Here is a 26,331-nt window from a genome sequence, read left to right on the forward strand (position 1 = left end):
GGAGAAGCATTATGACATTAGTCACTCGTAAAGCCCCAGATTTTACATCAGCAGCAGTGTTAGGTACAGGTGAAATCGTTGAAAATTTCAATTTAGCTAAACATATTAATGGTAAATATGCTGTTGTATTTTTTTGGCCAATGGATTTTACTTTTGTATGTCCATCAGAAATCATCGCTTTCGATCATCGTTTAGAAGAATTTAAAAAACGTGGCGTTGAGATCATTGGGGTTTCGATGGATTCACAATATGTGCACAATGCATGGCGTAATACTCCACAAGATAAAGGCGGTATTGGTGAAGTGAAATTCCCAATTGTTGCTGATATAAAACATTCAATTATGCAAGCTTATGGTGTTGAACATCCTGAAGCGGGTGTTGCTCTTCGCGCATCATTCTTCATTGATAAATCAGGTATTGTTCGTCATGAAACCATCAATGATCTACCAATTGGTCGTAATATTGATGAAATGATTCGCATTGTGGATGCTTTCCAATTCCATGAAGAACACGGAGAAGTTTGTCCTGCTCAATGGACTAAAGGTAAACAAGGTATGCAGGCTAATCCAAACGGTGTTGCTAGCTACCTAAAACAACATGGTAACGAGATTTAGTACACTATTTTCTTTTTTATTCATACATCCTTTTAGCTTACACTTTGCTGAACCGGAGTTTATCTCCGGTATTTTTTCTTTAAATAATTGCAGTGCATAACGCTTTTTTTTTGACTATAGCGTAACGTGTAATCCCACAATTCCGACAATAATAAAAGCAAGCCCAGATAAACGTTGAAGATTTTTCGGTTCATTAAAAATGAACATATTAGCTAACACCGCACCTGAAGTACCAAGTCCTACCCATACTGGATAAACTATACTTAAATCTAAATAATGAAGTGAAAAATAAAATAAAGTGAATGAAACAAAAAAACCACCCCAATAGAGCATTAATCGAAACAGGCTTTTTCGTTGCGAATAAAGCTTAAGACCAATAGCGCCTATTACTTCAAAAATTGCAGCTGTTAAAATAAATAACCATCCCATATTGTAACCCAAATTTCAGTTGATCAGCTATCTGCTCGTTTAAGTTGCACAACGCCAATAATAATTAGTGCAACAAAAAATATTTCAATAAGTTTAATTTCTTTACCAAACACTACCATATCAATAATTAATGAGCCAACTGCTCCGACACCAGAAAATATTGCATACACAGTACCAGTAGGGATAGTTTTGCATGCGTTCGTTAAAAACGTAAAATCAATAAAAATTATCAGTATAATAATAACCCAGTGCCACCATTGACTAGCAGTAGCGAAACCAAACACCCAACACAATTCAAAAAAGCAGGTCATTATCACAAATACCCACTCTTTATTCGCGCTAAACATAGTTACCCCGTTTTTGTTACTATCTATTTTTTATGCAATTTATATTAGATAAATTGCTAATTCTGCTATTTTGCCAATGAGAATCAACAAAACTAAAGATGGTTCGCAAACAAAGCATTTGCCACCAAGAGAACTTAAATATTATTTGCAAAGAAACAATTTGATTGAATGCTAATTAGAATTTTCAAAATTAGTATGAAATTGAAACCTCTATCGTCCCTAAAAAATTTTATTCTTATTTATCATACTTATAATATATTCTATACTGAAAAAGCTCAAAAATCAAGAATAAAATTGTTATTATTCAATGTTTCATATATTTATGACTCAAATTAGAGTATAAAACGAAAACAAAAAATAACATAAAAAGCTAGATTATTTCCATCATAATAATAAATTATGATAGTAACTTTGATGACTATTAAAACAATAAAAACTAAAATGAAAGTTTAGTAATGACAAAAACTATCCACTCAAACTCGTTATAAATCGTAGTGTTAATCCTATTAATGGTTATTCTACCCTTTACTGAATTTTTTAAAATTACAAAATTCCCTTCGTCTAACAAGGGTTCATTGAACTGATGATCTATGCCGACTATAGAATAAAGATTTTATTAAATAATATTGCCCAGAAAAATTTAAACTAGCATAAGAACTAAGTTGGTGAGTGAAACGATCAGTAGTTTTATACCTAAGATAATCATATTATTGTATCCATACTAAGTAACTGCCGATAACTATGACAATAGATCGATTTTTGATCTCATTATTCAATAAAATCAGAATATATTTTGGCATTATAAATAAATCATCACCGTCTTTTATTTTTCAATGCGACATTAAAGTCAGTTTTTTTGAAAATTAATTATTGGAATGGATGTTGATTGGCAAGCTGTTATAATGCGTTATTATAAATAATAGACGCTAACGTGACATAATTTATCTGAAAGGCTAACCGCTTGATGAAACATAAATTAGTGAATATATTAATGTTCAATGATACGTTTAATCATAGGATGTCCCTGCCGAATAGTTAATCCGACAGTTTACATCCATATGTGAGATGTTAGATATGAAAAGTATTACGATAAGTTACAATATCTTCGATTGTAACAACAGGTAAATGATGCTGTTTTGCAAATTCGACAACTTGTGGTGCTCTCGCCATCGAACCATCATCATTAGTCAACTCACAAATTACTGCAGCAGGTTTAAAACCAGCTAAAGAAACCAGATCAACTGATGCTTCAGTATGTCCTCGTCGATTCAATACACCGCCTTCTTTAGCAACTAATGGAAATACATGACCAGGATGATTTAAATCACTGGCTTTTGCATTATCAGCAACGGCAGCTTTTACAGTGGTTACCCTATCTGCGGCTGATACACCAGTGGTAACACCATTTGCAGCTTCAATAGTAATGGTAAAAGCGGTATGATTTTTACTGGTGTTATTGGCTACCATCATAGGCAATTCTAATTTGTCACAATAAGATTGCGGCATGCATAAACAAACAATACCACTACCATATCGAATAGTTAGCGCCATTTGTTGTGTGGTAATTGTTTGCGCCGCCCAAATGATATCGCCTTCGTTTTCACGATCTTCGTCATCTAAAACTAACACGCCAGATCCAGCTTTGATTGAAGCAATCGCTTTTCCTACTCGCTCGATTGGTGTTCCAAATTCATTTAAATTGAACTGATTCATGGTAGATACCTATCCTGTTTTATTAAGTTATTTATATTTATTCCTAATCAATTGATATATAACTAATTCAAACAGATATTTGTTGTAAACACTTGATGAAAATCCTTACCAAAATCAAAATTGAATTAGTTAAATTATAAATATATTCAATACCAGAATCAGGGCAAGTGCTTGACCATAGTGATTTTGCAAAAAAGCAAATATAGAAAAGATAAGCCACTCTCTTTCATCCAGACTTTAACTGTCGGCTTTGGAATTTCACCAAATCTGCTTGTCCTTAATAAAATTGATTTTTACTAAGCGCTCGTGGGCTATAACCACCGGTGGGGAATTGCACCCCGCCCTGAGAATTTTATCAGCGAACTGACTGCACACACTATAATATAAAACAAAAGAAAAAACACGGTTATTTTATTAAGTAAAAAAAATTGCCGCATGAAGCGGCAATGAGTGAAATCGATAATGTCATCAACTCATTCGAATTTCACGTAAATGTTGTTTTTCAACTTCTCTCATCCAAATCCATGAAATGAAACCAATAATACCAACAATTAATAAAATAATAGTCGCTAACGCATTAACTTGTGGATCGACACCTAAACGTACTTTAGAAAAAATCAATTTTGGTAATGTCATTGCACCTGGCCCTGTCACAAAATTAGCGATAACCACATCATCAAGTGATAAGGTAAATGCCAACAACCAACCAGAAACAAGTGCTGGAGCAATCATAGGTAAAGTAATGATGACAAATACTTTCAACGGATTTGCACCTAAATCTAATGCAGCCTCTTCAATTGACCTATCCAACTCTCGTAATCTGGCACTAATAACAACTGTCACATATGCAGTACAGAAGGTTGCATGGGCCATCAAAATAGTCATTGCACCTCGCTCTTTAGGCCAACCAATCACTTGTCCCATCCCAACAAATAACAGTAATAATGCCAAACCAGTGATTACATCAGGCATAACGAGGGGTGCAGTTGTCATAAAGGAAAATAAATGAGAACCGCGAAATTTTTTAAATCGAATAATGGCTAATGCAGCCAAGGTACCAAGTACAATTGCTAATGAAGCAGCGCCGGCAGCAATACTTAAGCTTAATCCTACGGCTTTAAGTAAAGCTTCATTATGAATTAATTCAAAATACCATTTGAACGAAAATCCGGCCCAAACCGTTACAAGTCTTGAACTGTTAAATGAATAAACGATTAAAATAATCATAGGGATATATAAAAAGGATAAAGACAATATAAGAATTAATCCTTTTAAACATCGACCTAATAGCGATATTGTTACAACTGCGGTTAAAATAAGGCTAAATACTAAACACCCCACATATAAGCTAACACTACCCAATAAAGCAAACCCTGACGCTGAAATTATCATCGACAGCACCAATGAACCTAAGAATGAGGAGATAAAAACAATCAATGCAGATCGCATAATTAATGGTAAATTGTTCATTTATTTATCTCCCATTTGTCGATTCTGAAATTTATTAAAGTAGTAAATAGGAATAATTAATATTAATAACATAACTGTTGCAACAGCAGAAGCTGCTGGCCAATCATGATTATTAAAGAATTCAGTCCATAATTGAGTACCTATCATTAAACTGTCCGAAGGACCGAGCAGTTCAGGTATTACATATTCCCCTACCGCAGGAATAAAGACCAACATTCCTCCAGCAATAACTCCATTTTTAGTTAATGGGACAATAATCCTAAAGAAGGTATTAATTGGCTTACTACCTAAATCTAAAGCCGCTTCAACAAGCGTAGTATCGACTTTGCTTAACGATGTATATATAGGTAATACAACAAATGGTAGATATGAATACACAATACCAATATAAACCGCCAAATAGGTTTTCATAATGATTAATGGCTGATCAATCACTCCCAACCACATTAAGAAATTATTTAAAAGCCCATTAGGGTTTAAAATACCAATCCACGCATAAACACGAATCAAGAATGAAGTCCAAGAAGGCAAAATAATCAATAATAATAAAATATTTCGATTTGATGGTTTACATTGTGATATAGCCCAAGCTAATGGGTAACCTATCAAAATACATAACAGTGTTGAAATTGCTGCTACTTTTAATGATTGTAAATAAGAATTTATGTAGATAGTATCTTCAAATAAATTAAAATAATTGTCAAAATTTAAAACAATATTAAGTAGACCATCTTCATAACTCAACAGATCTGTATAAGGAGGCACAGCGATAGCGGCTTCCGAAAAACTGATGCGAAAAACAATCAAAAATGGCAATAAAAATAGTAATAGCATCCATAAATAAGGAATCGCTATAATCAATAAACGCCCATATAATGTCATCAAGTCAGAATCATCTCGTTGTAGGCGCATCTTTCTAAATGCAAAATAAATCGCCACTAAACCTACCCCAGCAGGTATATATAAAATACTGCCTGCTATAACTAAACGGTAAGCAAATTTAGAAGGTTTATAATGCACTAAATATGCACCTAAACAAGATAATAATAGACTTAATACCATAGAGGCAAATAAAGCATCTAAAAATAAATTATCAAATGCATTTGTAGCTACAAAACGTAAATAAACATTGAGTAACACCAATGCATTAAGAAACAAACCACAATAAATGGATCGCATCAATATATCCTCTTGTGTTTATTCAGTAAGTACAACGCAACTATCAATTTCCCAACTGAGATTAACCGTATCGCCCCAAGTAGGCATTCCTTTACGATATCGATGTTCGTTTTGCAGTTGAGCAATAATAATTTGTCCACTTTGCAATTTAACGTGGTAAATAGAAAGATCCCCTAAATAGGCAATTTCAACCACTTCACCGGTTGCAAAGTTATAGCCTTCTTTTGGTATTTCATCGCAAAGTTTAATTTTTTCTGGCCGTAAAGCAACCTGAATAGGAACACCTTCAACAGCGGGGGAATCATAATCTACTTTTAAAGGATGTTTAATCATAGGACAATTGATGATTAATCCATCTTCTAAAGTTTCTTGCAAAATTCCGTCAAACACATTGACTGAACCAATAAATTCGGCGCTATAACGGCTATTTGGATGTTCATAAATCTCTTCAGGCTCACCAATTTGAACAAATTGTCCTTTGTTCATAATCGCAATCCGTCCTGCCATTGTCATGGCTTCTTCTTGATCATGAGTAACCATTACACAAGTAGCACCCACCTGCTCCAAGATGCTAACAACTTCAAGCTGCATTCGATCACGCAGTTGTTTATCTAATGCTCCCATCGGTTCATCTAAAAGGAGTAATTTAGGTCTTTTTGCCAAACTTCTTGCTAAAGCGACACGTTGTCTTTGTCCACCAGATAATTGGTGCGGTTTGCGCCTACCAAACTCTTCCATATGCACAAGTGCTAACATTTCTTCAACACGATACTTAATTTCACTCATTTCTAATTTGTCTTGAATTAGGCCGAAGGCTATATTTTGCGCAACCGTCATGTGAGGAAAAAGAGCATACGATTGAAACATCATATTGATAGGACGGTTATAAGGTGGGACTTGGGATAAATCCTTACCATCAAGAATAATCTGTCCAGATGTTGGTTGTTCAAAACCAGCAAGCATCCGTAATAATGTCGATTTTCCGCTACCAGAAGCACCTAGTAAAGCAAAAATTTCTCCGGTGTAAATGGTTAAATTGATATCATCAACAGCATAATAATCATCATTGAAAACTTTCGTTAAATTTTTGATCTCCAATAGTGGAGTTATCATCTTTTTTTTAGGCTGTACCTGAATTGTTGTTTTATCGTTCACGCTTTTTTCCTCATAACAACAAGCCATAAAAAACGAGACGGAAAGATCATTAAATCTCTCCGTCTAGAATAAATAAGTCAATTAATTGACACTTTCAAACGGTTATTTACCTGTTTTAAGTTTTGTCCATGTGCGAGTAATCACACGTTCAAGTTTAGGCTCTTTCACCGTTAAAGTGAATAACTTTTCCATCACTTCCGAGCTTGGATAAACCGCAGGATCGTTTTTCACCTCAGGATTTACAAACTGTTCGTTAGCAACTTTATTTGCACTTGCAAACTTAACATCATTAGTCACTTGTGCAGCAATTTCTGGTTTCAAAATGAAGTTTAAAAACTCATGCGCCTCATCAGGATTTGCAGAATCTTTTGGAATAGCAAATGTATCAAAGAACACTAATGCGCCTTCTTTCGGAATTTGATAACCGATGTGCACACCATTTTTTGCTTCATTGGCTCTATCACGAGATTGTAAAATATCTCCAGACCATCCTAAAATCACACAAATATCGCCATTTGCTAAATCAGTAATATATTGAGATGAATGAAAATAACGGATATAGGGTCTGACTTTTGACAATAATTCATAAGCTGCGCCAGTATAATCTTTGGCATCAGTACTATTTGGATCTTTGCCTAAGTATTTTAGAGCACTTGAAAAGATTTCAGTTGGTGCATCTAAAAATGCCACACCACAATCTTTAAGTTTTTCCATATTTTTAGGGTTGAAAACTAAATCCCAACTATCAACAGGAGCATCATCTCCAAGCCGTTCTTTTACTTTATCAATGTTATAACCGATACCTGTAGTCATCCATACATAAGGGATCGCATACTTGTTATCCGGATCATGGGTAGCCATTAATTTCATTAAATTTGGATCAAGATTTTTCCAATTTGGCAATTTATTTTTATCTAATGGCAGATAAATATCAGCTTTAATCTGTCTTTCTAAAAAACTGTCTGATGGTGAAACCACATCGAAACCAGAATGGCCAGCCATTAACTTACCTTCAAGAGCTTCATTAGAGTCATACACATCATAAACGAGTTTGATTCCGGTCGATTTTTCGAAATCGCTGATAGTGCTATTACCAATTTGACCTGCCCAATTATAAAAATGCACAACACGATCTTTGGCTATAGCAGATTGAGATAATGCTAGTGAAACACCAGCTATGATTGAAAGAATTGTTTTACGTTGAGTAAACATGCTCACCACTTCTCCTCTAGTTAGGGATATTACATGTTAGACACAAGCCCATTGTGAAACACAACAGACCCCCAAATTTTGCCATTATCCTTGTTAAATTATATGGCGAAACCGAGATAATCAGGTCATTACAAGTCATTAATAAAGCTAATGAACATGTAGAACATACCTTGCATTACGAGGGATAAAATACCTTTTTTTTTTGAGATGTCTACTTAAAAAATCAAATATCTTGAGTTTCAGGATTGAGTGATTATATTTTAATCAAACAATCCTTGTTTCACCGAAAATTAACGGTTAATTAACTTCTTTTATTCGGCACTCGCTTGAAGTAATTTAGAGCCTGGTTGCCAAACACGATATTTAACTGTTAAATCACTTGGTACATAAAATACAATTGGTAAACGACTATTGTAATCCAATAATCCCAAATTATGATTCATAGTAACAAATTGATTTTTATTCGTGCCTTCAGGACAAGCCATAAGCGTTGAAATCCCATCATTAACCTTATCAACAACGTAGTAGTTGTATCCCCATCCTTTTAATTCTTCCTGCTTAATCATTCCACCTAATCTGTGTGCATTACAATCGGTATTCATCTCTTTACCAATTAAAACTTCCACTCTTGCTTTATTTTCATTAGCCAACGAAGGAAGGTGAATTGCATAGCGAGTATAACCAGCCATAGCAACCGGATAAGGTGCGGTGTCATTGGCATTTTGAACTGGATTATTTAGTTTTGGTGTTGTTGAACATGCAGGTAATACTATACTCATTAACATCAATAACAATAATTTTTTCATTTTTATATCTCCATCAAAGATTTATCATTTACACTATCATATGATTTTTTAATGATAGTGGGTATAATAACACCATTTAGATTAATAAAAATGGTGCACAAATGCCAGCAGAAAAAAATACATATGATTTATTAAAGTTAATTTTAAACTTATTACTGATTGGTTTACTAATCATTATAACCTATCGTGTTATTGAAGCTTTCTTATTCGGTTTCTTTTGGGCCGTAATGGTGGTTATTGCTACCTGGCCATTAATGATAAAAATACAGAATAAAATGTTTAATAAACGCTGGTTATCGCTAACAATAATGGCATTAATTTTAGCTCTTGTCTGCATTATTCCATTTATTTTAATTATTAGTAGCGTCGCCCAAAATGGTCATCATTTAATTGAATGGGCCAAATCTTTATCACATCATGAATTACCAACATTTGACTGGATAGAAAGCATTCCAGCTTTCGGACCAGAATTGCATCAAAGTTGGCTAAATGTAATCAAAACAGATGGTTCAGATCTGGTTTCAAGTATTCAACCTTATATTGGAACATTAATAGGATGGTTGTTATCACAAGCAACCAACATCAGTATATTCATCTTCCATGCGGGTGTCATGATCATTTTCAGTTTATTACTTTATCTCAAAGGTGAAAGTATTACCAAATACGTTTATTTATTTGCTAATCGTTTATCTAAACAATATGGCGCAATTACCGTCACGTTAGCAGGACAATCAATTCGTGCAGTCGCCCTTGGTGTGGTAGTAACGGCAATTACTCTAGCCTTAATTGGTGGGATCAGTTTTATTATTACTAATATGCCATTAGCTGGAGTTTTAACCCTGATTTTATTTATCTGTTGTGTTGCGCAGATCGGACCTGTCATTGTGATGCTCGGTTGTATTATTTGGCAATTTTGGAATGGTCATACTCTCTCAGGTATTATATTGATTGTTATAGCAATCATTTTAACCACTCTTGATAGTGTAATGCGTGCATATTTAATAAAAAAAGGCGCTGATTTACCTTTTTTATTGATTTTATTTGGGGTAATTGGTGGACTACTCAGTTTTGGTATGATGGGATTATTTATTGGTCCTGTAGTATTGGCATTGACGTATAAGATCATTCAAACATGGATTAATGAACAATCATAAGAAAATGATACTGACTAGCTAACTTGAACAAGAAAAATCAGATAAACAATATTGACTCAGGCCTATGACATAAGGAGTGTTATTTTCTGGCTTAAAGTGTGTTATTCTACAATTTGAACCAGTTACAATAATATATGAATCATGAGAATACCTTTTATTAAATATAACCATCAAAAGCATCTTAATGAATTAGCTAAAATCCGGCAACATGCTGATCAATATCGTATTTTGTATGATCCTAAAGCATACAGACAAGCTATACTTAAAAAAATCAAAAATGCCAAATTTCGAATTTATATCGTTGCACTCTATTTAGAACAAGATGAAGCGGGGCAAGAAATACTTAATGCGCTTTACCAAGCAAAAATAATGAATCCTAACTTAGATATTAAAATCTTTGTAGATTGGCATCGCGCACAGCGCGGTCGAATTGGAGAAGATAAAACGCACACCAATGCGGTTTTTTATCATAAAATGAAATTACAGCATCCTGATGTTGATGTTCCTGTATATGGAGTGCCAATTAATCGCCGTGAAGTGCTTGGAGTCTTACATCTCAAAGGATTTATTATCGATGATACGGTCATATATAGTGGCGCTAGTCTGAATAACGTTTATCTGCATAAACTCAATAATTATCGTTATGACAGATATCATTTTATTACCAATAAATTACTTGCACTAAGTATGATTGATTATATTGATAATAACTTTTTACATTTTGATGCGTTACAACGTTTAGATGATGCAGAACATAAATCACGTAAGCAAATTAAATCTGAAATCAAAGTGTTACGTCAACATCTTTCGGAAACAAATTATCAATATACCAATAATGCAAATAATCATGAGTTATCCGTATCACCCATTGCTGGTCTTGGTCGCAATAATGCATTAAATAAAATTATTCATCATTTAATTAATTCTGCACAACATAAGATTATTTTGTGCACGCCATATTTTAATCTGCCGAATATTTTAGTTCGTGACATTATTCGTTTGCTTAGAAAGGGTAAACAAGTTGAAATTATTATTGGTGATAAAGAAGCGAATGACTTTTACATCCCTGAAGATAAGCCATTTAATATTTCCGGCGGCTTACCTTATTTGTATGAAATCAATTTAAGAAACTTTATCGAACGTTTGCAGTCTTATGTTGATAAAGAACAGTTAATTATTAGATTATGGAAAGATAATGATCAAACTTATCATTTAAAAGGTGTTTGGGTTGACAATGAATGGATGTTAATTACTGGAAACAATCTTAACCCAAGAGCTTGGCGTTTAGACCTTGAAAATGGAATATTGGTGCACGATCCTAAACAAGAATTACAAGAACAAATCACCAATGAACTTGATACAATACGCCAAAAAACGACATTAATTACACACTTTCAACAGATCCAAGCTAGCCAATTTTATCCAAAGCAAGTCCATAAATTAATAAAAAGATTGAGCCGTATCCGCGTGGATAGAGTGATCAAACGTCTATTATAATTATCTGATATGAATTAAGTTAGACATAATAAATTTAAATAAGTTAGATTTAAAATTATCAGTTTGGCGTTAAAACAACATGCTCTAGTGCATTTATCCGTGTACTAGAGCCATAATTTATTTAACCACCTATAAAAATAAGCACCCAAATCAAATTTAAAAAATGGAGAGTTGCTCATTACATATTGTAATGGAAACACGAAACGCTATTAACGGATCGCTTTGGATTAATAGAGCTAATATTAATCGCTTATGTAACCGGTATCATTATTACATGATTTGGATAATTACGTTATTTTTATACTCAAACATAGAGTTAACCTCAAACTTTTTTACAATCGATTATTTAATCTGATTTTGTTGTAAATTGAGTACCGTTCGAGCATTTGATGCACTCGTTGCAATAATGTCAATTACCCCTGAACGAAGCGCGCCTAAAATCGCTGTTGCTTTTGTATTTTCTGAAGCTATGGCAATAACACACGGAATATTACGCAATTCATCAATACTAAGACCAATGACGCGATCATTCATGACCGTATCTACGGGCTCACCATTAATATCAAAAAAGCCATAACCTGCAATATCACCCACCACCCCCTGTTTTAAAGTTGCATGAGTTATCTCTTTTGGAGTAAACCAACCTAATTGCACCATGTAACTATTTTCGTTCATATCACCAATACCAACTAAAGCAATATCAGCCTTAGCTGCTCGCTCTAAAGTATCTTTGATAACTCTATTTTGAATAAAAGCTTCTTTAAGTTCACGATTTTCAACATAAGCAGGGGCATAAAGCGTTTCGCTCGTTGCATTAAATTTTCTGGCTAAGCTTCGGCTAATATGATCAGCATCAATAAGTTCTCCAACCCTTTGGGTGCCGCCAATACCGCAAATAAATTTACACCTTTTTTCAGGGTAAACGCCTACATGACTTGCAATGGCTGCAACATTACGACCTTGTCCAACAGCCACCGTTACGCCTTTTTTTAAAACACTTGATAAATAGTTAGTCACAAGTGCTGCTACTTGTCTACGTTGTTCATCCTCATCTTGATGATCCAATGCGATGAGCGCACGTTTTATACCAAAACTATTAATAAATTGTTGTTCGATTCTTGAACTAAATATTGGATGATATTTAACATTAATTTCTACAATTCCTTCAGATCTGGCTTTTTTCAGTAACCGACCGACTTTAATGCGAGAAATACCAAATCGCTTAGCAATTTCTTCTTGCGTCTGTTCATACTCATAGTAAGCAACAGCAATTTCGGTAAGTAACTCTGTTTCTTGCTTATCTTCAAATATATCCATTATTTTAGCCTTTTGTCATAACATTAATGTTGCTGATTAATAGCTGATAATATATTACAAAAATCTTTCGCTTGCCATGCACCTCGGCCAATAAATAAACCATCAATGTCTGGTTGAGCAATTAACGGTATTGAATTTTCTAGATTCACACTGCCTCCATATAACAGTAGCATTTGTTGGGCTATCTGTTGACCATAAAGTTGGATTAAAGCCGATCTCAGTTGCTGATGTATATATTGAGCCGCTTCTGGAGTCGCTGCAATACCCTTTTCACCAATAGCCCATATTGGCTCATAAGCTATAATCACTTGGGTTGCGTGCTGTTTATCAATTTCAAATAAGGAAATTTTCAGCTGTTTCACAACAGCTTCAGTTGACACACCTAAAGACCTTTCTTCATCACTGTCACCAATACAAACTAAAGGCGTTAATCCATGTTTTAAAGCAGCCTTCACTTTTTTATTAATCGCTATATCATTTTCACCAAAATTAGATCGACGTTCACTATGCCCTATTTCGACAATTTTTGCTCCGGTATCTTTGACCATGATAGGTGATATTTCACCAGTAAAAGCACCTGAATCTTGAAAATGCATATTTTGGGTACCGGTTAAACAATTAATATTATAATTTAGCAGATAATCAGAAACTTCACGAACACAAGTGAATGGCGGAATCACAAATGGTTGGATTTGAGATTTTAAGTTTTCCGGATAAAAAGTCTTAAATTGCTCACAAAATAATAACGCTTCAGCAAGAGTTTTATTCATTTTCCAACTGGTGCCTATGTATATTTTTTTCATAACTCATCCTTTAAATCACCAAATAATTTTCAGGCAAAAGTGTTAGTCTCTTTAAATATGAATAAATGATTAGTATGACATTAGGATAAAAATAGCTCAACTTATCATAGATTTAAAAAACTTATTTGCCTTGAACCATTTGAAAAGGTCATATAAAAAACACTTTATTCTCGAATTTTATCCTTTCAAGAACAAAGTGTTATTGCAATTTTATTTAATGCCTAAACGTTTTTTATAACTTTTAACATGGTAATCGGTCGCTTTGATAGCTTGAATAACATCATCAGCAGTAACTTCAAAAGGTAGGCTATGAATAGTTTCAACCGGATCAATGGCTTTTTTCCCAATGAGTTGAAACTCTTCTTCGGTAATTTTATCTAAATGCACTTCTTCTAACGTAATGGGTAAACCAAGCTTGATATATAAATCCATATATCGCTCAAGTTCATCAATTGGACGACCTTCTAAAACAAGTTGAGCAATGGTTCCATAAGCTACTTTTTCACCATGGGTTAAATGATGTACATCACCTGGTACAGCAGTAAAGCCATTATGAATAGCATGAGCAGCACCTAATCCCCCATTTTCAAATCCCAAACCACTTAGTAAAGTGTTGGCCTCTATTACAGCTTCTAATGCTGGTGTTACTAATTTTTGTTCATTGGCTTCAACAGCTAACAATGCGTATTCAAAAATTGTTTTTTCACATTCTCTTGCAATTGCTTCTCCTGCTATGGTAGCAATCCCTCCGGCATCTGTCTTATGGCAACTGCGTATAGAGGTTCTCGCTTCAACCCAAGTTGCCAATCCATCAGCAATACCCGATTTTAATGATCTTACTGGAGCATGAGCAATAACTCTTGTATCAACTAGTACTAAGTCTGGATTTTTATAATGGTGCCATAAGAAATCAAAAACCCCCTCTTCAGTATACACAACAGAAACTTTCGCAGTAGGCGCATCGGTTGATGCAGTTGTCGGTACACACACTTTGGGTATGTTATATTTTGCTGCCAGCGCTTTAGCCGTATCTAAGGTTTTACCCCCACCGACACCAATAATTGCATCAAACTTTTTAGATTTATACTCTTCAAGTAATCGATTAATTTCTACCATTGAACATTCGCCATTAAAAACAGCTTTGGTAATGTTTAGTCCGGTTTTTTGTAATGAATCGGCGAGTAAATTAGCAGCAATATTCCAAATGTTTTTATCTGCTAGTATTAAAAAATTAGTGCCAAAAGGTTTGATATATGCATCAGCACGTGTAAGTAGATCTTTACCTTGTACATATCTGTTAGGGCTTACAAAAACCTTATCCATATTGATTTCCTCGTATAAACACATCACTAACCAATTAATTATTAATAAATAATAACTAATTTACTTCTCTAGAATGACTTCTCTAGTTTTAATTGCTGTAAAAATTCATTCATTATCATCCATGCTGATTCAGATCCTGCGTCCCTATGACCAATTGCCCTTTCACCTAATCGCATTGACCGACCTTTTTTAGCAATTAGATCAATAGTATTGTCCGAGCCTTTTTTCATTTCACTAATGCAAGTCTCTAATGTTTTAATCGGATCATCCTCTTCCTGATATCTTTTTAATACATTAAGCCCTGGAATGAGTGCATCGATCATAGTTTTATCATTGAGTTCGGCTTTCCCACGCATTTGTACGGCTTCAACGCCATCTTGATACATTTGGCAAAATTCTTTAAATGTTACTGCTTGTTTTCCAACAGTATGGTTAGCCATTTTCATAAAAAAACTTCCATATAATGGTCCTGATGCTCCGCCAACCTTACTTAATAAAATCATGCCAATTTTTTTCATCAATTCTGCGATATCCGCCGTTGTATCCGATAACATGTCAAGTTGCTTTGAAACTTCACGAAAGCCAATGGTAAGATTGATACCGTGATCACCATCACCAATATCTGAGTCTAATTGACTTAAATGATCACGATTTTGTTCTGCCATATCAGCAATTTTTTTAAAGGTCTCAATAAAGTAGGATTTAGTCAGTTCCAAAGCACTCATTTTTTTCTCCTAGATAATTAATAGGCAATCTTGAAATAAGGTGTATCGCAAGGATGGCTTAATAGTTCTTTCAACTCATCATCAAGTTTAATAATTGAAATTGACATCCCGACCATATCCATAGAAGTGACATAATTACCTACAAGAGGTTTATAAATCTTTATCCCTATTTGTTCGAGTAATTTATGAGCTTTTCGATAACAGATATATTGATCCATTAACGCCAAACCGCCTAATCCATTGATCAGCAATTGAACTTCATCACCAGTTTGTAGTTTTGATTCTTGTAAAAGATGTTCGATTAATTGACTTACTACAATATCGGCACTTTTAAGCTTAGTTCTTTCAATGCCAGGTTCACCATGAATACCCATTCCGACTTCCATATCACCGTCACGCATATCAAAAATTACTTCACCTGTAACGGGCAATGTACAAGAAGATAATGCAACACCCATAGAATAAGTATTCGCGTTGGCTTTTTCAGCAAGCTTCTTAACTTTATCTAATTCATACCCTTTAGCCGCAGCACTGGCTGCAATTTTGAAAACGAACACATCACCAGCTACCCCTCGCCGTTCGTCAACATTTTGTGAGGAATAAATATCGTCCGTCACGATAACAGTTTCAACGCGAATTCCCTCTTCAGCCGCTAATTCTGCGCCCATATCAAAATTCATTACATCACCGGCGTAATTACCATACACGAAAAGGCATCCCTTTCCACAATCAACGGCTTTGACAGCTTCATAACAATATTCAGGAGAAGGGGACGTATTTACATTACCAACCGCAGCTGCATCTGCAAAATCTTTACCAACGTATCCTAAAAACGCTGGTTCATGTCCTGAACCACCACCAATAATTACTCTTACTCGGGGTTCAGAACTCATATGTTTACTTACCACTACTCGATCGCAATTTTGTTTAAGTTCAACATAGTTGCTGTGTGCCAGACAATAGCCTTCTAACATCTCTTCAACAACATCATAACCATCATTAATTAACCTTTTCATAGTGTTACCTCTAACCATCCTTCCAATATTTACTGCATCACTAATCAAACAAGGAAAAGTGACAATATATATCCGCCAACAATACCAGCGCTCACAGCTGCCACTACATTTTTAGCTGATTTAAGTTTGCTGCCGCCCGTTAAAGCTGAAGCCACCCATACACCGATTCCAGCAGCTAACCCTTGATCAACCCATACCGAACCACTTTGAGTAATCATTGGTGTTGTAATGCCATGATTAATACACCAAACTGTACCAACAATGAAGGCTGCTGCCATCCATCCACCAATAGGTCCCCAATTATCTACCATCCTTCCCCATGCCATGCGTATCACGAATGGAAAAATAAAAGCACCAATCACAGTAGCTATCGCAAGTTTTATAGGCATAATCATTGACTCCTTAATCCAGTTTTTTCTTTTTTTGAAAAACTTTAATTTGTTTGCTACGCAAAATCTTTTCTTTTGTTTCCTTTAATTTTTCAAAATCAGAACGCCTCAAACCAGGCTCTCTTGGATTTTCATTGGTAAATTCCTTTTTCTTTGCCATATCCTTTTCAATATAAGCGGCTGTAATGCCACCTAAAGTTGCACCAAAAATAACGAATACTATCGTGGGTAAAGAAGTGGCAAAAGCAGCTCCTCCTTGGATAAAGGTGTCTCGCATGATGCCACAAATTGAAATGGCTAATCCCATATCAACAAAAGCCGCATCATCTTCATTACCGGTTAAATTGATGTAATGATTCATATACCACATTGGTCCAATAATAATAATTGCAGCCAAATATCCGCCAAAAATACCGTAAGTTCCGAGTTGAGACCAAACCGCCATGACGATCATTCCTGCAATACAATAACCAACAAAACTTCGAAAAAATTTCATCTCAATTTTCACTTATTAAATATTTTGTAATTCAGCTAAAATCCCTTCAACATCGTTATCAACCATAGCTTGAATTGATGCGACAAAAGCACCTTCGACTAAAGGAGCATCAACCAATATCACTCTATTTTTTAGTGATTCGTTTTCTATAAGGTCAATGGCCGTTTCAGCACTTAATATGGCACTACCAATATCGGCAAAGATTAAAATATTACGATGATTTGAGCATTGTTTAATGATGTTATAAATTGCAATTGAATCGGTTCCCATTCGACCATCTTCCGTTCCGCCTGCTGAAAAAATTCTCACATCACCCGTAGAATCCACCATGTCTTCAATCATTTCTTTAAGACCATCAGTGATTTTTTTACTGTGTGACACTAATATGATACTTACCATAACCACTCCGAACAAATGATTGATTGTTAATCTTTTGTTCAATTATATAGAGTAAAAAATTAGAGAAAATTATTTTTTATGAAATTTGTGACTGAGATCTAAATATAAAAATGATGAGGATTTACGGTTAAATGAAAGACGACGATCAAAAAATATTAAATTAGAGACGGGATAAATGGCTTAAATATTTTAATAAAGAAGAATAAAAGCAGAGTAATACGTTATTAAATCGCGTGATCATAAGTTTTATAACCAAACAAAAGTAAAGCATTCAATCAAACTTTGATCACAACTTATTACTCGTTACTAAAAAAAGTAGCCATAATTAAATAATGTCATAAATATTGGCATAATTATGGTTAATAAAAATCCTTGCACAATTGCAGAAGGAACAATCATTATACCAGCACCTTTTTGTAGCATCGGTAAGGTAAAATCCATAGAGGTGGCTCCACATAAACCAAGTGCAGTAAGTTTATAACGTTTTATTAAGCTGGGAATTAAGATGATGGCGCACAATTCGCGCAAGATGTCGTTCAAAAAAGTAGCGCTACCAATGATTGCACCATGCGCTTGCGTCATTAATAGTCCAGAAAGTGAATACCAACCAAACCCTGATGACATGGCTAATCCAACGCGACTGGGTTGACCAAATATTAATGCAGCGATAATACCACCTAAAAATGTACTTATTATTACCACTATTGTTGTAGCTAACCCGACTTTACTGAGCAAGATTTGCTTTAAAGAAATATTATTACTTCGTAATTGAATCCCGACTAATAAAAGTAAAAAACACAATACTATTTTAGTGATATCTTCGTTGAATTGCCAGATAAATAGAGGAATTAAACCAGCAATAAAACCTAGAATTAAAGCGATACACACCTGTAAAGATTCGAAAATCATTTTGAAGCGTGAACCAATATTTTGTTTAGTGTGACTGGTTTGCCAAGGTAGGAGGATGTCAAATAACATTAAAAAAATAAAATTACTACCAAAAGTACAAACAAATAAGACGCCAGCATAAAATAAGATGGTTTGTAAATTATCTTTGAGATTATCAAGATGAGCTAATTCCGATCCCATTAGAAACAGAATAAAATAAACCATCCAGCTAAGGACTTTGTTAATTTTGATTATCCATTGTTGATCTTTAAAGGTAATTAAATAACCCAAGCACAATGGTATAAATGCGATCAAAAGACCAAAATACATTGTTTATTCCCTGACTATGTGATTTAGTTATTATCTTAATTATATTGAGCTTTCGATAAAATCGACAATTGGTTTAATTTAATTAGCCTAGCTATATAAGAAAAGTCGATTTTGCGTGTCGCTTGCAAACACCGTTTACAAACGACAGTTTTATATACTTTAATACAGCAATATTGTTAATAACAAATAAAGCTCACTTTTATTTTAATAAAGCCAAATTCTCTGTGATACTGTTTTCCAGTTGATCCAATAGAGCATAACGATTGCGATATTCTGATCGTTTTTTACTGGCGATTTCATCTAATGATTTTCGATAGATTTGATTTGGTAATATAAATAAACCATGACTATCTTGCTTACCATCAATAGTTAACCAAAAATTATCGTAATCCGATAAAATGCGTTCTTGTCGGCTATTATAGCGCCAATTGTTGTAAATATGCGTTTTGTTACCCACAGCCACTATTTGCTCAAGATTAAAATAACGCGCAATCACTAAGGCTGCTTCTAATACAACACGTTTAGGAAACAGTCCATAACACTGTTTTGTTGCTTGTTGTACTCTAATGCGAGCATCATGATGGCCTGTACCTTGTAGCCCAGCAATAAAAAGTGTTGTTTTTTGTTGATATTGCATTACCGTAAAAGTTATCGTAGCCAAATCAATGCCATCATTATCATAAAAATACAGACTAATTTCACCTTCGCGAGCAAACTTATTGCGTGCTTGAATAGCAATTTTGATGTTAGCATCGTTTTTTACCTTAACATCAGCCAATACAAAAGCGAGATTCGGATTATAAAAGGCTTTCGTCATGCTATCAGGATACTTAGCTAAAAAGTCATAATGATAGGCTAATGCCTCAAAACGCTCTTGTTGACTTAAACAAGAAGCTAAATAAGGACGTTGTAATTTACAGGGTAAATTGGTTTGGCATGAAAAATAATAACCCAGTAATGGATACTGTCTTAATTTATCCAATAATTTGAATGTGATCGGACTTAAAAATAAAGTTCTAAAAAAAAATTTGAAACGATAAGTCGATTTTAGCCACAGTTCATTAAGCGGAAGTTTACCTGTACAAAGCCAGAAAAACAGTTGCCACTTACTTTTAGGCTGGGACATATTCGTAATATTATTCATAAGCAGAAAAATTAAATCAATAAGTTATTTTATTAAATATTTATAGGATGAATAAATTAATAAACAATAATGAAATATTAATAAAAATTCATAAGAATCGGACAACAAGGTTACAACACAACCTAAGTTGGTGCAACTGATCCGAATAAAACACTTAATTAAAGAAAAATAAAAAACGGTGAACTGGTCACCGTTTTTCTATAAAGTAAATAATTAATTTATTAAAAATAATTATTGTCCTTTCACTTCTTTTAAACCGTTAAATGGTGCTTTAGAACCTAGTGCTTCCTCAATACGAATTAATTGGTTATATTTAGCAACACGGTCAGAACGGCTCATAGAACCAGTTTTGATTTGACCTGCAGCTAAACCAACAGCTAAATCAGCAATAGTTGAATCTTCAGTTTCACCAGAACGATGAGAAATAACAGCTGTATAACCAGCATCTTTCGCCATTTTAACCGCAGCGATAGATTCAGTTAATGTACCGATTTGGTTTACTTTAACTAATATTGAGTTTGCAATGCCTTTTTCAATACCTTGTTTAAAGATTTTAGTATTTGTAACAAATAGATCATCACCAACTAATTGGATTTTGTTACCAAGCGCTTTAGTTTGGTATGCCCAACCTTCCCAATCGCTTTCATCCAAACCATCTTCGATAGATACGATTGGATACTCATTAGTTAAACCTTCTAAATAGTGAGTAAATTCTTCCGCAGTAAATTCTTTATTGCCTTCACCTTTTAATACATATTTACCCGTTTCTTTGTTATAGAATTCAGAAGCAGCACAGTCCATCGCCAAAGTAATGTCTTTACCTAATACATAACCTGCTTTTTCTACAGCTTCTTTAATACATGCTAAAGCTTCTGCATTTGAACCTAAGTTAGGCGCAAAACCACCTTCATCACCAACCGCGGTATTCATACCTTTAGCATGTAATACTTTTGCTAAGTTATGGAATACTTCAGAACCCATACGGATTGCTTCACGAACTGTTTTAGCACCAACAGGTTGAATCATAAATTCTTGTAAGTCGATGTTGTTATCAGCGTGTTCACCACCATTGATAATATTCATCATTGGTAATGGCATAGAGTATTGACCTGGTGTACCGTTAAGATCTGCAATATGTTGAAAAAGTGGAACACCTTTAGCAGCAGCAGCAGCTTTAGCAGTCGCTAAAGATACAGCTAGAATTGAGTTAGCACCTAAGTTAGATTTGAAGTCAGTTCCATCTAAATCAAGCATAATTTGGTCGACAGCTGCTTGATCTAACGCATCCTTACCAACAACAGCTTTAGCGATTGGACCGTTTACATTTTCAACAGCTTTTAATACTCCTTTACCTAAAAAGCGAGATTTATCACCATCACGAAGTTCTAATGCCTCACGTGAACCTGTTGATGCACCTGATGGAACGATTGCTAGACCAACAAATCCACCTTCTAAATGAACTTCTGCTTCAACAGTTGGGTTTCCACGAGAGTCGATTACTTCACGACCATGTACTTTAACGATTTTTGCCATGTTATTTTCCTCTATATGACAGATATATTACTAATGTTAATCCAAAAACTATTTTTGTTGCTGCTCCTGATAAGTTTTAGCAGCTTTCACAAAACTCCCAAATAGTGGGTGTCCATCTCGTGGTGTCGAGGTAAATTCCGGATGGAATTGACAAGCAACAAACCATGGATGATCTGGGATTTCAATGATCTCAACAAGTTTTCTGTCCGTTGAAAGACCTGTTACTTTTAACCCAGCGTCAACCACTTTTGGTAATAAATTATTATTGACTTCGTAACGATGACGATGACGTTCCGTAATCGACTCATTTTTATACATACTATATACTAATGAATTCGGTTCTAAATGGCAAATCTGAGAACCTAAACGCATAGTTCCACCTAAATCACTGTTTTCATTACGTTGTACTACATTACCCGACTCATCACTCCATTCAGTAATTAAAGCAATAATAGGATTAGTACAATCTTTAACGAACTCAGTAGAATTGGCATCTTTAATCCCAGCGACATTACGGGCATATTCAATCATTGCAACTTGTAAGCCAAGACAAATACCCAAATATGGAATTTTATTTTCACGGGCATAGCGAGCTGCCATGATTTTACCTTCAACGCCACGATAACCAAATCCACCAGGAATGAGAATTGCATCTAATCCTTTTAACATATCCGTACCTCGTGATTCAAGATCTTCTGAATCAATATAACGGATATGTACAGTTAAACGGTTTTTTAATCCACCATGTTTTAATGCTTCATTCACTGATTTATAAGCATCGGGTAGCTCAATATATTTACCCACCATACCAATTGTAACTTCACCAACTGGATTGGCTTCTTCATAAATTACTTGCTCCCACTCAGAAAGGTCGGCATCTTTGCATTCAAGATGGAAGCGATTGCAAACAAAGGTATCCAAATTTTGTGATTTTAATAATGCTGGAATTTTATATATTGAATCGACGTCTTTCAGTGAAATAACCGCACGTTCAGGAACATTACAAAATAGAGCAATCTTGGATCTTTCATTGGCAGGAATGATGCGATCTGAACGACAGATAAGAACATCTGGTTGAATACCAATTGAAAGAAGTTCTTTTACTGAATGCTGAGTTGGTTTAGTTTTAACTTCACCAGATGATGCTAAATAAGGCACTAATGTTAGATGCATAAATAGCGTATGCTCACGACCTACATCTACGGCTAATTGACGGATCGCTTCTAAAAATGGTAGTGATTCAATATCCCCAACAGTGCCACCAATTTCAACAATCGCGACATCAAAACCTTTTGCACCTTCAATAACACGTGATTTAATCTCATTAGTAATATGAGGAATAACTTGAATTGTTGCTCCTAAATAGTCTCCACGACGCTCTTTACGCAATACATCAGAATAAATACGTCCTGTCGTGAAGTTATTTTTACGTGTCATTTTGGTACGTATAAAACGCTCATAATGACCTAAGTCCAGATCTGTTTCAGCGCCGTCCTCAGTCACAAAAACTTCACCATGTTGAATAGGACTCATTGTACCTGGATCAACATTAATGTAGGGATCAAGTTTTAGCATGGTGACTTTTAAATTGCGGGCTTCTAAAATTGCAGCAAGAGACGCTGCGGCAATGCCTTTACCTAAAGAAGAAACGACACCGCCTGTAACAAAAATATAATTCGTGACCATTAATACCAGACCATTATTAATTTAATTGAATAACATTGCATCGATTTTAAACTATAAAATGACTGCAATATATGTGGAATCAGACGGGAAGTTAGTATAACAGAATCTGTCTTAGCTCACAATTGAATAATTAAGCTCAATAAATAAGTTCATCATTTTGCTCGTAAAGAATTTGCGGACATGATAACGGGTTATGAAAATTGTTTAGATTAGTAAAGATAAGCTCCGTTATAATATTTATTGAATAATTAGTTATTTATCATATTATTGAATAAGGATCTATTTTATTCAACAGTGACAGAAGCCCGAAACCACAGTTCTAAGCCACCATTTTGGAATTTTTATTAATTTTAATAGTTAACTTATCATTCATAGGTAAAAAAGGCGCTTGATGCGCCTGTAAATTAAATCACACATTTACTTAACCGTTTTTTCACTGCGTGATAGACCAATAATACCCGAACGGACAATTTCGACAATATTGCATGTTTCACGAACTGAGGCTAAAAACGAGTCTAATTTTTCGCTCGTGCCAGATAATTGCACAATATAATGTGTAGCAGTTACATCAACAATCGAACCTCGAAAAATCTCTACGCAGCGTTTAACTTCTTCACGTACATCAGAATTTTTAGCGGCCACTTTTACTAACATGATTTCGCGTTCAACATGTGGACCTACGGTTAAATCATTCACCCGATACACATTGACTAATTTATGCAATTGTTTTTGAATCTGTTCAAGCACATGTTCATCGCCAGTGGTTTGTATAGTCATGCGATGCATTGTTGGATCTTCAGTTGGTGCGGTAGTAATCGTTTCAATATTGAAGCCACGTTGTGAAAACAAACCAATAATACGTGACAATGCGCCTGGCTCATTTTCTGTTAAAATTGATAAAATATAACGCATTAGGTTCTCTCCGTTTTACTAAGCCACATTTCGTTCATTGCACCACCACGTATTTGCATTGGATACACATGTTCTGTAGCATCTGTCATGACATCCAAAAAGACCAAACGATTTTTAATTGCTAACGCTTGTTTAAGTTTTGGTTCGAGTTCTTCACGCTTAGATATTACTATACCAACATGACCGTAAGCTTCGGCAATTTTGGCAAAATCAGGTAAAGATTCCATATAAGAACATGAGTGACGACCAGCATAAATCATATCTTGCCACTGTTTAACCATACCTAAAAAGCGATTATTAAGATTCAATACCAACACAGGCAAGCCATATTGAAGTGCGGTTGAAAGTTCTTGGATGTTCATTTGAATACTACCATCACCAGTCACGCAAACAACAGTTTTATTCGGAAAAGCCAATTTAACGCCCAGAGCTGCTGGTAAGCCAAAGCCCATGGTACCCAACCCACCAGATGTAATAAAGTGACGCGGTTTATCAAATGGGTAATAAAGTGCAGTGAACATTTGGTGTTGACCCACATCGGTTGTCACATAGGCATTACCTTTAGTCAATTTATACAATACTTCGATGGCTTCTTGAGGTTTGATATTTTGACCTTCGTGATTATAGGCTAAGCAGTGACGTGCACGCCAATGTTCAATTTGTTTCCACCAATCAATTAAAGCATCAAGATCACGATCAATATTTGATTCATCTAACATAGATAATAGGATTTCAAGAACAACTTTGGCATCACCAACAACCGGAATCGTTGCCTGTATTGTTTTGGATATTGAGGTAGGATCGATATCAATATGGATGATTTTGGCTTTTGGACAATATTTTTCAACATTATTGGTCGTGCGATCATCAAAACGTGCACCGATAGCAACAATCACATCTGCATTATGCATCGCCATATTGGCTTCATATACTCCATGCATACCGATCATCCCTAAAAAATGCTTATCTGTTCCAGGAAAAGCACTAATACCCATTAGTGTTGAAGCTACAGGTAAATTTAATTTTTCTGTTAGCGTTTTAATTTCATAGCTCGCATCAGCACTAATTACACCACCACCTACAAATAACACGGGCTTTTTAGCGGACAATAAAGTTGTTAACGCTTTTTTGATCTGTTGTTTATGACCCTGAATAGTTGGATTATACGAACGCATTAATACTTTTTCAGGATAATGATAATGATATTTATTAGCAGGGTTAACAATATCTTTCGGTAAATCAACCACTACCGGTCCAGGTCTACCTGTCGATGCGATATAAAACGCTTTTTTTATAGTTTCAGGAATATCTTTGCTATTTTTGATTAGAAAACTATGTTTAACAATTGGACGTGAAATACCAACCATATCGCATTCTTGAAAAGCATCATTACCGATAAGATTACTGGCTACTTGACCGGACAAAATTACCAATGGCACTGAATCCATATATGCGGTGGCAATCCCAGTTATTGTATTAGTTGCGCCAGGACCTGATGTAACCAAAACTACACCAACATCACCCGTTGATCTAGCATAACCATCCGCCATATGCACAGCAGCTTGTTCATGACGAACTAAAATATGTTCAATTCCACCCAGTGTGTGAATTGCATCATAGATATCAAGAACACTTCCTCCAGGATAACCAAATATTTGTTTTACTCCTTGATCAATCAAAGATTGAATGACCATCTCCGCACCTGACAATTTTGCCATGCTTATTGCCTCCAATATAACTAATTTGTCATCTAATGGTTCATTTTGCATTAACTTATACATAAAATCAATAAAC

At 34.8% G+C, this 26,331-nt stretch carries 24 protein-coding genes, 1 pseudogene and 1 riboswitch; of the genes and pseudogenes, 3 read left to right on the forward strand and 22 right to left on the reverse strand.

Going from position 1 to position 26,331, the window contains the following annotated elements; genetic code table 11:
* The first annotated feature begins 11 nt into the window (after positions 1-11).
* Positions 12-614 (forward strand): peroxiredoxin C, encoded by a 603-nt coding sequence (locus tag J3U13_RS08105; protein ID WP_267341331.1) that lies wholly within the window; start codon positions 12-14, stop codon positions 612-614.
* Between the two features lie 114 nt (positions 615-728).
* Here the strand turns inward: J3U13_RS08105 and J3U13_RS08110 are convergent, their stop codons facing one another.
* The 8 genes and pseudogenes from J3U13_RS08110 to eco form a co-directional block, all read right to left on the reverse strand.
* Complete coding sequence (locus tag J3U13_RS08110) at positions 729-1,043, reverse strand: DMT family transporter (protein ID WP_267341332.1); 315 nt, start codon at positions 1,041-1,043, stop codon at positions 729-731.
* Positions 1,044-1,066: 23 nt separating this feature from the next.
* Positions 1,067-1,390, reverse strand: a complete 324-nt coding sequence (locus tag J3U13_RS08115; protein WP_267341334.1) for a DMT family transporter — start codon at positions 1,388-1,390, stop codon at positions 1,067-1,069.
* Between the two features lie 1,068 nt (positions 1,391-2,458).
* Entirely contained in the window at positions 2,459-3,103 is a 645-nt protein-coding gene (gene ribB, locus J3U13_RS08120) for a 3,4-dihydroxy-2-butanone-4-phosphate synthase (RefSeq protein ID WP_267341336.1), read from the reverse strand.
* Positions 3,104-3,317: 214 nt separating this feature from the next.
* Positions 3,318-3,458: riboswitch (FMN riboswitch) on the reverse strand.
* 113 nt (positions 3,459-3,571) lie between these two features.
* Positions 3,572-4,330, reverse strand: a complete 759-nt coding sequence (locus J3U13_RS08125; protein ID WP_416380592.1) for an ABC transporter permease subunit — start codon at positions 4,328-4,330, stop codon at positions 3,572-3,574.
* 243 nt (positions 4,331-4,573) lie between these two features.
* Positions 4,574-5,458, reverse strand: a pseudogene (gene potH, locus J3U13_RS08130) (putrescine ABC transporter permease PotH); the annotation flags it as partial.
* A 312-nt stretch (positions 5,459-5,770) separates the two neighbouring features.
* The gene (gene potG, locus J3U13_RS08135) at positions 5,771-6,907 is read right to left on the reverse strand and encodes a putrescine ABC transporter ATP-binding subunit PotG (RefSeq protein WP_267341339.1); all 1,137 of its coding nucleotides are present in this window, start codon (positions 6,905-6,907) and stop codon (positions 5,771-5,773) included.
* A 102-nt stretch (positions 6,908-7,009) separates the two neighbouring features.
* Complete coding sequence (locus J3U13_RS08140; RefSeq protein ID WP_267341341.1) at positions 7,010-8,119, reverse strand: extracellular solute-binding protein; 1,110 nt, start codon at positions 8,117-8,119, stop codon at positions 7,010-7,012.
* Between the two features lie 311 nt (positions 8,120-8,430).
* The gene (gene eco / locus J3U13_RS08145; RefSeq protein ID WP_267341342.1) at positions 8,431-8,925 is read right to left on the reverse strand and encodes a serine protease inhibitor ecotin; all 495 of its coding nucleotides are present in this window, start codon (positions 8,923-8,925) and stop codon (positions 8,431-8,433) included.
* A gap of 101 nt (positions 8,926-9,026) precedes the next feature.
* On the opposite strand from eco, the gene ydiK reads away from it, so the two are divergent.
* Positions 9,027-10,079 carry an AI-2E family transporter YdiK gene (gene ydiK / locus J3U13_RS08150; RefSeq protein WP_267341344.1) on the forward strand — a complete coding sequence of 351 codons (1,053 nt, stop codon included), beginning with the start codon at positions 9,027-9,029 and terminating at the stop codon, positions 10,077-10,079.
* A gap of 141 nt (positions 10,080-10,220) precedes the next feature.
* Positions 10,221-11,576: a CDP-diacylglycerol--serine O-phosphatidyltransferase gene (gene pssA / locus J3U13_RS08155; RefSeq protein WP_267341346.1), complete on the forward strand. Its 1,356-nt coding sequence runs from the start codon at positions 10,221-10,223 to the stop codon at positions 11,574-11,576.
* 342 nt (positions 11,577-11,918) lie between these two features.
* Here the strand turns inward: pssA and J3U13_RS08160 are convergent, their stop codons facing one another.
* From J3U13_RS08160 to ilvI, 14 genes are all read right to left on the reverse strand, one after another.
* Positions 11,919-12,893: a sugar-binding transcriptional regulator gene (locus J3U13_RS08160; protein ID WP_267341348.1), complete on the reverse strand. Its 975-nt coding sequence runs from the start codon at positions 12,891-12,893 to the stop codon at positions 11,919-11,921.
* A gap of 23 nt (positions 12,894-12,916) precedes the next feature.
* Positions 12,917-13,696, reverse strand: a complete 780-nt coding sequence (locus J3U13_RS08165) for a triose-phosphate isomerase (RefSeq protein ID WP_267341350.1) — start codon at positions 13,694-13,696, stop codon at positions 12,917-12,919.
* A gap of 210 nt (positions 13,697-13,906) precedes the next feature.
* Entirely contained in the window at positions 13,907-15,019 is a 1,113-nt protein-coding gene (locus J3U13_RS08170) for a glycerol dehydrogenase (protein ID WP_267341351.1), read from the reverse strand.
* 68 nt (positions 15,020-15,087) lie between these two features.
* Entirely contained in the window at positions 15,088-15,744 is a 657-nt protein-coding gene (gene dhaL / locus J3U13_RS08175; RefSeq protein WP_267341352.1) for a dihydroxyacetone kinase subunit DhaL, read from the reverse strand.
* Between the two features lie 17 nt (positions 15,745-15,761).
* Positions 15,762-16,760 (reverse strand): dihydroxyacetone kinase subunit DhaK, encoded by a 999-nt coding sequence (locus tag J3U13_RS08180; RefSeq protein WP_267341353.1) that lies wholly within the window; start codon positions 16,758-16,760, stop codon positions 15,762-15,764.
* A 44-nt stretch (positions 16,761-16,804) separates the two neighbouring features.
* On the reverse strand, positions 16,805-17,149 hold the full coding sequence (locus tag J3U13_RS08185; protein ID WP_267341355.1) for a Lin0368 family putative glycerol transporter subunit: 345 nt from the start codon (positions 17,147-17,149) through the stop codon (positions 16,805-16,807).
* 13 nt (positions 17,150-17,162) lie between these two features.
* On the reverse strand, positions 17,163-17,645 hold the full coding sequence (locus J3U13_RS08190) for a Lin0368 family putative glycerol transporter subunit (RefSeq protein ID WP_267341356.1): 483 nt from the start codon (positions 17,643-17,645) through the stop codon (positions 17,163-17,165).
* 15 nt (positions 17,646-17,660) lie between these two features.
* The gene (gene dhaM / locus J3U13_RS08195; protein WP_267341357.1) at positions 17,661-18,044 is read right to left on the reverse strand and encodes a dihydroxyacetone kinase phosphoryl donor subunit DhaM; all 384 of its coding nucleotides are present in this window, start codon (positions 18,042-18,044) and stop codon (positions 17,661-17,663) included.
* A gap of 306 nt (positions 18,045-18,350) precedes the next feature.
* On the reverse strand, positions 18,351-19,262 hold the full coding sequence (locus J3U13_RS08200; RefSeq protein WP_267341358.1) for a lysine exporter LysO family protein: 912 nt from the start codon (positions 19,260-19,262) through the stop codon (positions 18,351-18,353).
* Between the two features lie 199 nt (positions 19,263-19,461).
* Positions 19,462-20,406, reverse strand: coding sequence for a VirK/YbjX family protein (locus tag J3U13_RS08205; RefSeq protein WP_267341359.1), 945 nt, complete (start codon positions 20,404-20,406; stop codon positions 19,462-19,464).
* A gap of 231 nt (positions 20,407-20,637) precedes the next feature.
* Positions 20,638-21,939 (reverse strand): phosphopyruvate hydratase, encoded by a 1,302-nt coding sequence (gene eno, locus J3U13_RS08210; RefSeq protein WP_267341360.1) that lies wholly within the window; start codon positions 21,937-21,939, stop codon positions 20,638-20,640.
* 48 nt (positions 21,940-21,987) lie between these two features.
* On the reverse strand, positions 21,988-23,625 hold the full coding sequence (pyrG, locus tag J3U13_RS08215; RefSeq protein WP_267341362.1) for a glutamine hydrolyzing CTP synthase: 1,638 nt from the start codon (positions 23,623-23,625) through the stop codon (positions 21,988-21,990).
* 417 nt (positions 23,626-24,042) lie between these two features.
* Positions 24,043-24,537, reverse strand: a complete 495-nt coding sequence (gene ilvN / locus J3U13_RS08220; protein ID WP_267341364.1) for an acetolactate synthase small subunit — start codon at positions 24,535-24,537, stop codon at positions 24,043-24,045.
* Positions 24,537-26,255, reverse strand: coding sequence for an acetolactate synthase 3 large subunit (gene ilvI, locus J3U13_RS08225; protein ID WP_267341366.1), 1,719 nt, complete (start codon positions 26,253-26,255; stop codon positions 24,537-24,539). The genes ilvN and ilvI overlap by 1 nt, the downstream gene beginning before the upstream one ends.
* Positions 26,256-26,331: the final 76 nt, after the last annotated feature.

This window comes from Gilliamella sp. B2887 (assembly GCF_026537015.1).
Taxonomy (GTDB): Bacteria; Pseudomonadota; Gammaproteobacteria; order Enterobacterales; family Orbaceae; genus Gilliamella.